Origin of the sequence: Oceanobacillus aidingensis (assembly GCF_042654105.1) — a bacterium.
In the GTDB taxonomy this organism is placed as follows: Bacteria; Bacillota; Bacilli; order Bacillales; family Amphibacillaceae; genus Oceanobacillus; species Oceanobacillus oncorhynchi.
The window spans coordinates 163,117-175,823 of record NZ_JBHSFT010000010.1 but is presented as its reverse complement, the minus strand read 5'-3'; the positions used below and the strand labels follow the sequence as shown (position 1 = coordinate 175,823).

General features: G+C 40.9%; 11 protein-coding genes. 3 read left to right on the top strand and 8 right to left on the bottom strand.

Going from position 1 to position 12,707, the window contains the following annotated elements:
- Positions 1-20 precede the first annotated feature (20 nt).
- Entirely contained in the window at positions 21-146 is a 126-nt protein-coding gene (locus tag ACFO3P_RS07570) for a hypothetical protein (RefSeq protein WP_276325300.1), read from the bottom strand.
- 317 nt (positions 147-463) lie between these two features.
- Positions 464-2,119 carry a PucR family transcriptional regulator gene (locus ACFO3P_RS07565; RefSeq protein ID WP_289584777.1) on the bottom strand — a complete coding sequence of 552 codons (1,656 nt, stop codon included), beginning with the start codon at positions 2,117-2,119 and terminating at the stop codon, positions 464-466.
- A 199-nt stretch (positions 2,120-2,318) separates the two neighbouring features.
- On the opposite strand from ACFO3P_RS07565, the gene ACFO3P_RS07560 reads away from it, so the two are divergent.
- Together ACFO3P_RS07560 and ACFO3P_RS07555 are read left to right on the top strand one after the other, a co-directional pair.
- The gene (locus ACFO3P_RS07560) at positions 2,319-3,677 is read left to right on the top strand and encodes an aspartate aminotransferase family protein (RefSeq protein ID WP_289584776.1); all 1,359 of its coding nucleotides are present in this window, start codon (positions 2,319-2,321) and stop codon (positions 3,675-3,677) included.
- Between the two features lie 117 nt (positions 3,678-3,794).
- On the top strand, positions 3,795-5,255 hold the full coding sequence (locus ACFO3P_RS07555; RefSeq protein ID WP_289584775.1) for a CoA-acylating methylmalonate-semialdehyde dehydrogenase: 1,461 nt from the start codon (positions 3,795-3,797) through the stop codon (positions 5,253-5,255).
- A gap of 59 nt (positions 5,256-5,314) precedes the next feature.
- Here ACFO3P_RS07555 and ACFO3P_RS07550 read toward each other — a convergent pair whose 3' ends face one another.
- The 4 genes from ACFO3P_RS07550 to ACFO3P_RS07535 are packed head-to-tail and all read right to left on the bottom strand — an operon-like array spanning position 5,315 to position 9,520.
- On the bottom strand, positions 5,315-5,533 hold the full coding sequence (locus ACFO3P_RS07550) for a YczF family membrane protein (protein WP_289584774.1): 219 nt from the start codon (positions 5,531-5,533) through the stop codon (positions 5,315-5,317).
- A 50-nt stretch (positions 5,534-5,583) separates the two neighbouring features.
- Positions 5,584-6,672 (bottom strand): GerAB/ArcD/ProY family transporter, encoded by a 1,089-nt coding sequence (locus ACFO3P_RS07545; RefSeq protein ID WP_289584773.1) that lies wholly within the window; start codon positions 6,670-6,672, stop codon positions 5,584-5,586.
- 18 nt (positions 6,673-6,690) lie between these two features.
- Positions 6,691-7,917, bottom strand: coding sequence for a Ger(x)C family spore germination protein (locus ACFO3P_RS07540; protein WP_289584772.1), 1,227 nt, complete (start codon positions 7,915-7,917; stop codon positions 6,691-6,693).
- Positions 7,907-9,520, bottom strand: coding sequence for a spore germination protein (locus tag ACFO3P_RS07535; protein ID WP_212928636.1), 1,614 nt, complete (start codon positions 9,518-9,520; stop codon positions 7,907-7,909). The genes ACFO3P_RS07540 and ACFO3P_RS07535 overlap by 11 nt, the downstream gene beginning before the upstream one ends.
- 357 nt (positions 9,521-9,877) lie before the next feature.
- On the opposite strand from ACFO3P_RS07535, the gene ACFO3P_RS07530 reads away from it, so the two are divergent.
- A complete protein-coding gene (locus tag ACFO3P_RS07530; protein WP_289584771.1) occupies positions 9,878-10,381 on the top strand; it encodes an LURP-one-related/scramblase family protein in 504 nt (167 codons plus the stop codon).
- Between the two features lie 72 nt (positions 10,382-10,453).
- On the opposite strand, the gene mnmH is transcribed toward ACFO3P_RS07530, so the two are convergent.
- Positions 10,454-11,506 carry a tRNA 2-selenouridine(34) synthase MnmH gene (mnmH, locus tag ACFO3P_RS07525; RefSeq protein WP_212928637.1) on the bottom strand — a complete coding sequence of 351 codons (1,053 nt, stop codon included), beginning with the start codon at positions 11,504-11,506 and terminating at the stop codon, positions 10,454-10,456.
- Between the two features lie 23 nt (positions 11,507-11,529).
- Positions 11,530-12,582 carry a selenide, water dikinase SelD gene (selD, locus tag ACFO3P_RS07520; RefSeq protein ID WP_379542333.1) on the bottom strand — a complete coding sequence of 351 codons (1,053 nt, stop codon included), beginning with the start codon at positions 12,580-12,582 and terminating at the stop codon, positions 11,530-11,532.
- Positions 12,583-12,707: the final 125 nt, after the last annotated feature.

Sequence of the window (12,707 nt, the reverse complement as noted above, 5' to 3'; positions counted from 1 at the left end):
TTCTGTTAACGTCTTATACTTTATTCATTATGATTTTCGCGTTTTTCGTCGCGCCGCAATTTAAAATACATAACCAGAGCCAGCGTAACCCATATGAAAGGCCATGGCAGCATTAATAATACGGTTTCTAGAGGTAAATTAAACATAGACTCACCGCCCTTTTTAGATTGTTTGTTATTTTCCAAAATTAACGTAGTTTAATTTGACTATAAAGAAACTGCTAAATTACCACAATCAGCAAAATGTCAAACGGGTACTAGCGTTATTTTACAAAGTGTCTATGAATTAGATAGGAATCCCTTAAAAGCAATTTAACGCAATATAACTGACTGTGAGCTTTCCGCATGAAGAGAAGGAAAAAGTCAGTTTTAAGCGGGAGCGGGGCAGCCGGTAACGCTCCGATAGTTTAATATTATTCCGCTGGGATTTCTTTTCATCTCATATTTAATGAAGTTTCCTTTTATCAAAGTTCTTTTATATTGGGATACGCTTCCTCCAGCGATGTCCAATTCAATAGATAATAAGCGCTTAATGCCAGTTCGATTGCTTGCCGGTTGATGGGCTCTGCAAGGTTAGTTCTTAGTAACTCTTCAATTTTTTCTAAACGGTGATACAAGGTTTGCCGTACAATATATAATTTGTTAGCGGTTTCTTTTTTGGAGCCCATACATTTCAGATATACAGAAAGCGTGGAAAGCAGATCCGTTTTCATTGTTTTATCATATTGCAAAAGTGCTCCTAAATAATCCTGCACATATACTTCCAGCTTGTTGCTGTTATACATTTCAATCAATAAGCGATAAACACCGATTTCTTCATAAAAATATGTCTCGATTAATTTAGCATTTTGAATGAGTATCGCATCCTTTGCTTCTTTATAACTGATAGGAGAAGTATCGTAATCAAGGTGGATATTACTGATTCCAAAAGTATATGGATTACCATTAAAACTGTCTTTTTGTTGCATATGCTTTAGTTCATTAATAATATCTGTCAATCGATTCATATCTTTTGGGGCATTCTTCTGCTTATAGAAGGCAGCGATAACAGCCGTTTCATTCCGGCCAACAGATACAGCAGGAATAAACCCGTTTTTTCTAAACAGGGAGCGAATGATCATCGCTTGCTGCAGCTTGGCTTCCTCCCAATTATCTTCTTTATTGGTGATATTATAGGTGTTCGTGTCAATCAGAAATAATCGATAAAATAAGTTCTTTGCCGGAGAAGGCAATATTTTTTGGATTTCACTATCATCAATGTCTTTTCCCCTTAACATCCTTCTGACAATCTCTTCTTCTTGATTTTGCTTCCGTTCTTCTATCGTTTTATTCCGAAGCATAATTTGTGCGATTGCCAGGGCTGCCCGATCAATGATAGAGAATGAGAATTTATCTAATGTGTCAGGGGCTATCTGTAAACATAAATATCCCCAGGTATGTCCGAGACCTTTAACAGGAAAAATGGTGTAATCATCCTTGTCCAGTTTACAGCCTGTATAGGGGCTTGGCATCTTGGCATGTTTGATTCGCGTTTTCATCAACTGTGTTTGCTCTTTCATCTTTGGAGGATAGTAATCAGCTTTTGAGTCGAATGATACAAATAAGACCGGTACATTAAAATATGCATATAGTTCTTTTAAAATAGTTAAGGTTCCATTTGGCAATAAGGAAAGTTCATTAAATTTTTCTGAAAAATGATAGAGTTGGCTCAGCATATGGTGATGATGATTAATGATGACGGTGTGAAGATCTTGGGTGATGTCAACGAATTTAACAATTTCGTTGAAGATAATGAAAGGTAAGTCATGATCATTGCCGTATTGAATAATTTCAGGTGCGATTTCTTTAACATGGGTGCCTAGTTCAATGCATATTCCTGCGACATTCTTATTTAGCAATTTGTCCAAGTGGGGAAGGCCTTCTGGAGAGTCAAATTTCACCCCGGAGCCTGTCGTCAGGATTAATTCACCTCCGTTAATGAAAGATTCCATATCTCCGCTTTCCAGTATATGTGTCCATTTAATTTCACGATGTAATCCGTTTTTGCCGGCAACTACGACGGCATGTTGGAATAAATCCCTGGAAAGAACATCCTTTACTTGAATACTCCATTTCTCCATTTATATGAGCCCCCCTCATTTCGTTAAAGCAGAACGTAAAATGATTGACATTTTGTAAAATGAAAAATAAATGAATTGGTTATAGAATAAACTATGTAATATACCTAATATTATGTCAAGTTCAAAAATTTCAGATATGAATCTATGCTGTTTGACCAAATTGTTTTAATTATTTGAAGTACAGAAAGGAGAAGATGGGATGGAATCTGTGCAGAAGAAACAATCTTTAGTGGAAAGAGATCGTCAGAATGTTTGGCATCATATTTCGCCGTATAGCGAAAAAAATCCGCCAATGGTCGTGGAAGAGGGGAAGGGCTCCTGGATTACAGATCATCAAGGAAAACGGTATTTAGACGGAATGTCCGGGCTTTTTTGTGTCAATGTAGGATATGGTCGGGAAGAGTTAGCACAAGCTGCGTATGAACAAATCAAGAAAATGGCTTATGTGCCAATGACACAAAGCCATGGTCCTGCCATTGAGCTGGCGGAAAAAGTAAATGAAATGCTTGGCGGGGACTATGTGATTTTTTATTCCAATAGTGGTTCCGATGCGAATGAAGTAGCTTTCAAAATGGCTCGTCAATATCACCAGCAAAAGGGAGAGGGCACCCGCTATAAAGTGATTTCACGCTATCGTGCCTATCATGGCAGCTCGGCTGGAGCGTTGTCAGCAACAGGTCAAGCATTGAGAAAATATAAATACGAGCCGCTTACTTCCGGATTTTTACATGTTGCTCCACCTGATAATTATCGTAAACCAGAAGGCATGTCTATAGAGGATTATAATATAGCGCGAGCGAGAGAATTAGAAGAAACGATTATTTGGGAGCAGAAGGAGACAATTGCAGCAGTCATTATGGAACCGCTGATTACAGGAGGCGGTGTACTGGTTCCAGATCCTGTTTATGTAGAAAAGGTGCAAGAGGTTTGTAACCGTCACGGCGTCCTGCTTATTATCGATGAGGTTATCTGCGGCTTTGGCCGTACAGGAAAAGCTTTTGGACATCAGCATTTTAATATAAAACCGGATATGGTTACCATGGCAAAAGGGCTTACGAGTGCTTATCTTCCATTATCGATTACAGCTGTTCGAAAAGACATCTATGAAAAATTTAAGGATGGTAAAGAAAATAGTCATTTTCGTCATGTAAATACATTTGGCGGTAATCCCGCTGCATGTGCTTTGGCATTAAAAAACATTGAAATTATGGAAAAAGAAAATTTATTTAACCGTTCAGCGGAAGCAGGGAATCGTCTTTTAAACGGTCTGGATGATCTTCGAAATCTTGACTTTGTAGGTGATATCCGCGGTTTAGGCTTGATTATCGGCATAGAAATCGTTGAAGATAAGCTTACCAAAAAGCCTGCCTCCCCAGAATGTGTAGGAGGATTGATTGCTGCTTGCAAGGCAAATGGATTAATCATTGGGAAAAACGGTGATACCGTCGCCGGGCATAATAATATTTTGACACTCAGCCCGCCATTGTCCAGTACGGATGATGATTTTGATTTTATAATTAACGTCTTGAAAAAAGTATTTCATGAAAAAGTAAATTAATGTTTTTTAAATAAGGAACGAAAGCTTATTACCTAAGAATAAGCATATATATCCTGCTATTCCGGGATGAACATCTTCTAATGGAGAATATTGATTAAAATATCGGGAGGGTTTCAGGTGACTCAAACAAAAGTAAACGAATTAAAAAACTATGTTGGAGGAAGGTGGATGGAAGCAAAGACAGATAAAACGGCACCTGTCTATAATCCGGCAACTGGAGAGACAATAGCAAATGTACCTATCTCGACGCAAGAGGATGTGGAACATGCAATCCAGGCTGCTCACAAAGCTTTTGAAACATGGAAGGACGTGGCTGTACCTAAACGGTCAAGAATCCTATTTAAATATCAGCAATTACTCGTTGCCAATTGGGAGGAGCTGGCAAAATTAATTACCATTGAAAATGGAAAAAGCTATACGGAAGCGTATGGGGAAGTGCAGCGAGGGATTGAAAACGTAGAATTCGCTGCCGGAGCTCCTTCCCTCATGATGGGAGAGCAGCTTCCATCGATTGCCACCGACTTGGAATCTGGTGTGTATCGTTATCCAATTGGTGTTATTGCTGGAATCACTCCTTTTAATTTTCCAATGATGGTGCCGTGCTGGATGTTCCCAATGGCCATTGCAACTGGAAATACGTTTGTCATGAAGCCGTCAGAGCGTACACCACTTTTAGCGAATCGGTTAGCAGAATTACTGGAAGAAGCGGGGTTGCCTGCTGGCGTATTTAACATCGTTCATGGTGCTCATGATGTAGTAAACGGTTTATTAGATCACAAACAGGTAGCAGCGATTTCTTTTGTTGGATCCCAGCCTGTAGCAGAATATGTCTACAAGCGCGGAACGGATAATCTGAAGCGTGTGCAAGCACTTGCTGGTGCAAAAAACCATTCCATTGTATTACGTGATGCGAATTTAGAAAATGCATCGACCCAAATCATGAATGCAGCATTTGGTTCTGCAGGGGAACGGTGTATGGCCGCATCTGTGGTAGCTGTTGAGGAATCTGTTGCAGATGCGTTTATCGCACGTCTCACTCAAAAAGCCAATGAAATTAAAATTGGCAATGGCCTGGACGAAGGGGTTTTCCTGGGTCCAGTCATTCGCGAACAGCATAAAGAGCGGACATTAAATTATATTGAAACGGGAGAAAAGGAAGGAGCAAAGCTGATTCGTGACGGCAGAAAAGACGAAGCTGTAAAACAAAAAGGCTATTTTGTAGGCCCAACCATTTTTGATTATGTCACATCGGAAATGAATATTTGGAAAGAAGAGATCTTTGCACCCGTATTATCAATTGCTCGTGTAAACGATCTGGATGATGCGATAGCTTTAACGAATCAATCACGCTTTGCGAATGGCGCTTGTATTTTTACAAGAGACGGCGGAAAGGTTCGGCAGTTCCGTGAAACAATTGATGCTGGAATGCTTGGCGTCAATATCGGTGTGCCTGCCCCAATGGCATTCTTCCCATTCTCTGGCTGGAAAGACTCTTTCTACGGAGATTTGCATGCGAATGGAAAAGATGGGCTGCAATTTTATACGAGGAAAAAAGTGATTACGACGAAGTGGATTTGACATTCTCTATAGTATATGGAGGAGCTTATCATGATGGCTATTGGTAAGCTCCTTTTTCATTACTTCCGGTTGCGTTTTTTTTGCAAAAAAGATAAAACAGGATCGATAAATAAGAAAAGAAGAAGCAGGTACATGATTGCCAATTCCGGAAGTTCCATCACATATAAAGGATTCAGCGATCGGATAGCGGGGAGTTCATATCCTTTGATAAAATCAATACCTAAGGAAATTCCCGCTAATAAGATGAACATAAACAGAGAAATACCAAGGATTTTCACTTCTATCACTCTCCAATCAGTTCTTTAAACAGTTTTCTATCCATACCTGCTTACTTTTTCCTGTTCTTGATAAAGGCAATGCAAAGAAGGAAGACAGGAATAATAATTTGAAAAGGAAGCTGCGTATAGAGCGGAAATATCTTTAATCCTTCTTCAATATGTTCGGAGTAATTGCTCGCAATAATCATGGATGTAAATAAAACAGTTATTCCAAGCGGGTAAGCCAGCTTCGAGGGTTCTTTGATGTTAAATAAGCTTGCTGTTCCTATAAGGGCACAGTATGTATATACCGCTACTTTGAAAAAACCTCCAATAATCAGAGCAAGAATAAAGATAACGTCCAGCCGTTCTAAAAATCCTCCGACTTGAATAGACTGAATGGTCGTTAATAGAGGGAAGAGGGAACGCTCAATAAGCGGAACGCCGAGAACGCTGATATTCAAAATCGTGGTAAATGCGAGAGCGACACCAGTTATGCTGATTGCCGCCACTCCTGTTTTTCCCAGTTTTTTTGATTGATTTAAATAGGGGAATATCATTGTAAATACGATAATTTCACCAAAGGGAACATAGAGCGTTTCTGTAAAGACCGTTTTTAAAATTTTTGGCGAATCCTCCAAAGCCGGTCTTAAATTGGAGATATCGATTAAGCCTGATATAGCAATAAGAAGAAATAGAAAGAATGCCAGCATAAGCATGACGACAAAAAGCAGTTCTCCTGTTCTGGCAACGACCTCGATTCCTTTATATATCGTGTAAATAACCACCAGAATCATCAGAGCACTCGCAACGAATAGAGGAGTTTCTGGAAAGGCAAAAGAAAGCAGCATGACACCAAATTCCCGTAATACTCTCGCAGCCGAATATAAAAAGAAGAGGATATACAGGAATGCCAATGTTCGTCCTAAAACCTTGCCAATCAGCTTTTCTGTATAGTCCGTCAGCAAGAGTGAAGGATAATACAGATAAAGCGCCCGATAGATAAAAAATAAGAAGATACTTATCGCCGTCGCGATAAGAATCGCTAACCAGCTGTCTCGGCCTGCTCTCATCGCAAGTGGAATCAGCAGCGAATTGCTTAGCTGAAATAAAATCATAACGATAAACAATTGGCTTGTGCTGATTTTTGCCTTTTCCATAAACGAATTCCCTCCTTTTTATTCGCTTTTCTTATTCAAATCAAAAAGATACGGATTGTTTCGCATCCCAGTACGGCGAATAAAGGCTTCCACTGTCACATCGACGTCCAATGCAGGAAAATACACATCTTGCCACTCTTTTTCAAACTGTTGCCACACCTTGGGTTCGGAATGATGCAGCTTTTCACCAAAGCCGAAGATATCCGTTTTGGTTTTCTGTGCTTCCTCAATTGCAGCTTTGGCCTCTGCCTGAATTTTCTGCTGCAATGCTCCCTCAATCCGGAATAATACATGCGGGTTAGTTATATCGACTGGCACCTCTATCACTCGGAGGTCTCCTTCAGCACGGATATGGACGGAAATCGCCGGTTTCCCATCCTTTATTTTTGTCGCTACATTTGTTTTTTGGCGTACTACCTTGTAGGAGATGGCATCTTCATGATTCTCCCAATCAATGTTTACAGGTGCCTGCCGAATTTGATCTAATACCCAAAGTGTTCCTTCACTCTTTTCGCCATCAATCCAATTAACCAGTTTGCCTTCTTTGAAAACGCCCATGCCATTTACTTTAATGGTTGCTGATCCATCTGATGATTGCAGTTGTTCCATCGTTTTCGCTTTTTCAATATCACCCTCCACAGAGAAACCGCTGACCAAAGGCTCTTTTCCTGTCGAAACAGCTGCATTGATGAATTTCTGGAGATTGGTGGCTATATTTTCTCCATACAGTTCTTCAGTGAATTCTAAGGACTTAATTGCTTTTTCAGCAGGGACCTGATCAATCGCCGTTAAAACTTGAACGAACTCACCCGCCTTCACATCCCGGCTAATCACTATCTTCGTCGTTGTCCGAAACTCAATACCCCGCTCCATCGCATCTAAAATAGAGGAAAGCCCTTCTTCTCTGGCAAGCTCTTCGCTGATGACCAGCAGACTGGTATGTGCAAAATAGAGGTCTCTTGAAACAATGGTGGATGCCCGATCAGCTACCTCCAGCGGATTGTCTCCTGTTGCTGTATAGGTGGCAATACTTGGATTTTTCCCGGATGCTCCTCCTTGAAGCGCCCCGGGCACGTTCATTGGATTGATTAGTTGAAATGTGCCAACATATGTGCCATCTTCCTTTTTATCAAGCGCATAAGCCGAGACAATCGCTAATTCTTTTAATTCGATACTGCTCCAACATCCAGAAAGGAAAGGGAGGCAGGCTGCCATGAAAAAAGGAATTATCCATTTACGACTCATTTTTATCTCCTTCTTTCGTCTCCGCTCTCATCATTCCCCGTTTTATCGGAGGCAGAGGTTTTTGATCCGTACCCTGGCGAACTCGATTTTGAGGATTTAAGGACTTCGGTCTTTCGTTGAATGACCATATCGGACCGCGCATAATGGAATCCTTCAAGCTTTTCGGTATCAATGGTGCAAATGGTGCCATATAGGGGATCCCGAATGAACGCAAGCTGACGAGATGAACAATCAGCATAATCAATCCAAGGATGATTCCATAAAACCCGGCAATCGCTGCACCCAGCATAAATGCAAAGCGGAGTAAACGGGCTGAAATAGCGATGTCATAATTTGGAGTAGCTAAACTGGCAATGGCTGTAGTTGCCACGACAATGACCATTGCGGGAGAGACGATTCCGGCCTGAATGACCCCTTGCCCGATAACAAGTGCTCCGACAATCGAGATGGTCGCACTGATTTTGTTCGGCATCCTTAAGCCGGCTTCCCGAAGAATCTCAAAAGTGACTTCCATTATCAGCGCTTCAACAATCGCAGGAAAAGGTACGGATTCCGTCTGTGAGGCAATAATAACAAGCAGGTCTGTTGGAATCATTTCCTGATGAAAGGTGGTAACTGCTACATAAAAAGCAGGGCCTATTAATGAAATCAAAAACATGAAAACGCGCAGCATCCGAATCAAAGTACTAATTGGGAAGCGCACGTAATAGTCTTCCGGTGTTTGAAAAAATTGAATCATAATAGCAGGAACAATCAACACATGGGGGGTTCCGTTGACAAAAATAGCCACCCTGCCCTCCAAAAGGTTTCCGGCAACCGCATCCGGCCTTTCCGTATGAGTAACTGTTGGGAACAGCCCTGAACTTTCATCTTCAATCACCTGTTCAATATAGCCTGAATCAAGGATGGCATCGAGATCGACCCGTCCCAAGCGTTGGCGGACCTCTTTCACTATGTCTTCATCAACTATCCCGTTGATATACATAATCGATAGGTCTGTATTCGTCTGCTTCCCGAGATTCATGGATTCTACCCATAAATTCGGGTTTTTGATAATTCGGCGCACGAGCGCAGTATTCGTGTTAATGGATTCCGTAAATCCCTCTTTGGATCCGCGTAACGTTATTTCGGAATCAGACTGTTCAACGGGACGCCTTTCTCCGCCTCTGGTACTGGCAATCAGCGCTTCGTTTTTTCCATCCAGGAGAATTACTGTGTCACCAGATAGCAGCGATTGAAATAAGGTATCCCAATCGCTAACCGTTTCTAAACTGCCAACCGCAACTACTTTTTCGGTGAAAACGGTAAAAAGATCTTCGTCCTGTAATTTTTCCTGCACGCTATCTTCCATTGTCTGCACCAAAAACTCATTTATCGTAGGATTGTCCACCAGCCCGTCCACGTGAATGATTGCAGCAGATACCTTAGGATCGTGACTAATAGCAAGCGTGCGGATAATGATATCAGGGCTGTTGCCTGTTTTTTGTTTGATGAAGTTCAGGTTTTCAGTAATCGAAGTGTCTATGCTTTTTTGGGTATCGCTTGCTGAATCTGGAATTTGCTCTTTATAATGCATCTTTTTTCGTAATTTACGATAGGACATAGCACAGAACACCTCGTTGTTGGGATTATCCCTAATTTGTTCAGATAATTACTTTTTATGCATGAAATAGACTCTGATATTTAAGTGAGAGATGTTGTTTGGAAATGAGGAAGCAATGTTCTTTAAAGTCTTGTCTAAAAGCTTTATCACGGAGAACCGTCCGACAACTCCCACTGAGTGAAGTTTCATTTTATAAATTATACTTCGGTGATAGTTGATAAAAAGAAGATAGAATGAAACTTTATCAGCTTAATTTAAGTAATACATAATAAATGTATTTCTAAACTGCGTGAAAAAAGAAATTGAAGTTCCATAGCAAAATTCAGATATAATCGGAATAATAAAGGAGACATGAGGATGAAACAACTCTATATAAAGCAAAAAGTATTTAGTTTAAATGAAAAGTTTAGCGTAAAGAATCAGGATGAAAAAGATGTTTATTACGTAGAAGGAAGTTTTATGAAAATTCCCAAAACTTTCTCCATTAAGAATGATACTGGAGAGGAAGTAGCGCTTATAACGAAAAAAACGCTCAGCTTTTTACCGAAGTTTTTTGTGGAGGTAAATGGAAAGGAAGTGTTAGCAATCAAGAAGGGGCTTTCCTTTTTCAAAGCGCGTTATACCATTGATGCGGCAGGGATTGAAGTGCGCGGGAATTGGTGGGACATGAACTTTCAGGTATATCAGCACGGTGAAATCATCGGGGAAGTGAGCAAAGAGTGGTTTAGTTGGGGAGACAGCTATAAGGTGCAAGTTGTTAAGGAAGAGATGGAAACCAGCATGATTGCACTGGTTGTCGCCATTGATTGTGTGAAGGCTGACGAAAAAGGAGCTGCTTCTGCTTCGTCGTTCACGAACTGAAGTTTCAAATTTTGCTCAATGCATAAATAAACTCCCCTCGATTAATCAGAGGAGAGTTTATCCAAATACTGCTTACAGCTTGATATTTATCTTTTCTTTCTGTTTGATTAAGTTAACAACTGCATTGAAAGCCTCGTCTAAATCATCGGCATAGATATGCATTTGTTTGTCTTCTGGATAGTGGTGGAGCGTATGCTCATATCTGGGATCGTAATAATATTCCAGCAGGAGCGCTACAGCGGATGGGAAATTACCCTGCTCCAAGTCCTCCGCTATTTGTTTCGCTACAGGGGTGTGAATATGCTTCCGTATTCGCCCGAAGGCTTCGATTATTTGCGCTTGATGCTCTTCAGGATTGTATTCACGTAATATATTTTCAATTCGTTTCTCTAAAGGCAAATGGATAAACAGCTGCATACTGGCTTCTTTTGTTTCATGTAAAGACAAAGGCAGTGTCGCCTTGCCGATACGTTTGCTTTCTCCTTCCAATAGAACAAAAGGCGCTTGGTCATAGCGTTCCATTTCTTGGACTAATAAAGACTCGAATGTTTTTTGATTATTCGGTTCCAGTCCAATTTGGCCAAAGATAGACCCTCGGTGGTTTGCCATTTCTTCTAAATCAAGCACAGGATAGCCATGCTGCTTTAACCTGTGCAGCAAAATAGTTTTTCCGGATCCGGTATAACCATTCAGCACGTACATATTGGGAGAAAACGGCTGCTGCTCTAACTTGTTTACCACCCATTGTCTGTAAGAGCGAATGCCGCCATTCAATCTGGAAACCTGTTGACCCATTAAATCGACAACGGTGGCAGCGGTTTTACTGCGCATGCCGCCGCGCCAGCAATAAACAATCTTTTCTTTCCCAAGAGATTGAAACTGGGCAATAAATTCCGGCAGCTTGATAGAGAAGATTTCTAGCCCTTTTTCCTTTGCTGCTTCAGGGCCGACTTGTTTATAAACCGTGCCTACTTCAACGCGCTCTTCATTATCAAAAACAGGAATATTGATGCTTCCTGGAATACGAAATGCAGCAAATTCCTGTGGAGAGCGCACATCAACTAAGCAAATAGTCTCTTCTTTTTGTTTTTTTAATAAATCAAGTAACTCTATATCCTGAAACATTTTTTCACTTCCTAATAAACGAATTATTCTTCAACCGTGATATGTCCATTTTTCTTATCAGTGACGCGGCCAATTATTGCTGCCTCGATATTTTTATCCTGCAGATCCGAAAGTAATTTTTCTGCGTCTGCTTCTTTTACAGCAGCCAGCAAGCCTCCGGAGGTAACTGCATCACATAGTATCCACTGGTCAATCTGATCCAGTGATTCCGTAAAGGTAACATCTTCTTTTAAATAGTTAAAGTTATTCTTCGTACCGCCTGGCACAGCACCGCTTTCGGCAAGCTCTTTCACTCTTGGCAAAACAGGTACGTGCTGATTTGAGATTTGGATTTCGACGTTGCTTCCTTTTGCCATTTCCGAAGCATGTCCAAGCAAGCCAAATCCGGTAACATCGGTACAAGCATGTATTTCATAGTTGTCCATTGTTTCCGCAGCCGTTTTATTCAATGCTGCCATGACGTTAGTTACCCGGTCAATTTCTGATTCCTGTAACAAGCCTCTCTTAATCGAAGTCGTTAAAATCCCTACACCAATTGGTTTGGTTAAAATAAGCACATCACCGGGCTTTGCACCGCTATTTGTACGGATTTTATCAGGATGGATTGTTCCAGTAACAGCCAATCCGAATTTTGGTTCTTTATCATCGATGGAATGACCGCCGACTAAAGCTACGCCAGCTTCTTTCAGCTTGCTGTCTGCGCCCTCTAAGATACGGGAAAGAATCTGTTTATCTAAATCAGCAATTGGAAAAGCAACAATATTCAATGCTGTAATCGGCTTTCCGCCCATTGCGTAGACATCGCTGATCGCATTTGCAGCGGCAATTTGCCCGAAAGAATAGGGGTCGTCTACAATGGGAGTGAAGAAGTCGAGTGTCTGAACAATGGCTGTGTCGTCATTTAATTTGTAAACTCCTGCATCATCGCTGGTATCCAAGCCGACTAATAGATTAGGATTATCCGTCGCAGGGGAGAGGGTTTGTAAAACCTGCCGTAAATCAGCCGGTCCGATTTTACATCCGCATCCGCCCTTAGAAGATAAAGCGGTTAGTTTTATAGACTCATTATTATTCACGTAATCAACCCTTCTATATTTCATTTTCCATATCTATGTTAACATATCATAGGAAAAGGAATGTTTTGTGGAGTTTAGAAGCGAATAGTTACTTTCATTCTTATCATCCTGTTCACCGATATGAT

Bases quoted from the DNA above. Each gene is read 5' to 3' on its own strand.
- ACFO3P_RS07530 (WP_289584771.1), top strand. From the start codon at position 9,878: ATGAAACAACTCTATATAAAGCAAAAAGTATTTAGTTTAAATGAAAAG.
- ACFO3P_RS07560 (WP_289584776.1), top strand. From the start codon at position 2,319: ATGGAATCTGTGCAGAAGAAACAATCTTTAGTGGAAAGAGATCGTCAG.
- ACFO3P_RS07565 (WP_289584777.1), bottom strand. From the start codon at position 2,119: ATGGAGAAATGGAGTATTCAAGTAAAGGATGTTCTTTCCAGGGATTTA.
- ACFO3P_RS07540 (WP_289584772.1), bottom strand. From the start codon at position 7,917: ATGAGTCGTAAATGGATAATTCCTTTTTTCATGGCAGCCTGCCTCCCT.
- ACFO3P_RS07570 (WP_276325300.1), bottom strand. From the start codon at position 146: ATGTTTAATTTACCTCTAGAAACCGTATTATTAATGCTGCCATGGCCT.
- ACFO3P_RS07545 (WP_289584773.1), bottom strand. From the start codon at position 6,672: ATGGAAAAGGCAAAAATCAGCACAAGCCAATTGTTTATCGTTATGATT.
- ACFO3P_RS07535 (WP_212928636.1), bottom strand. From the start codon at position 9,520: ATGTCCTATCGTAAATTACGAAAAAAGATGCATTATAAAGAGCAAATT.
- mnmH (WP_212928637.1), bottom strand. From the start codon at position 11,506: ATGTTTCAGGATATAGAGTTACTTGATTTATTAAAAAAACAAAAAGAA.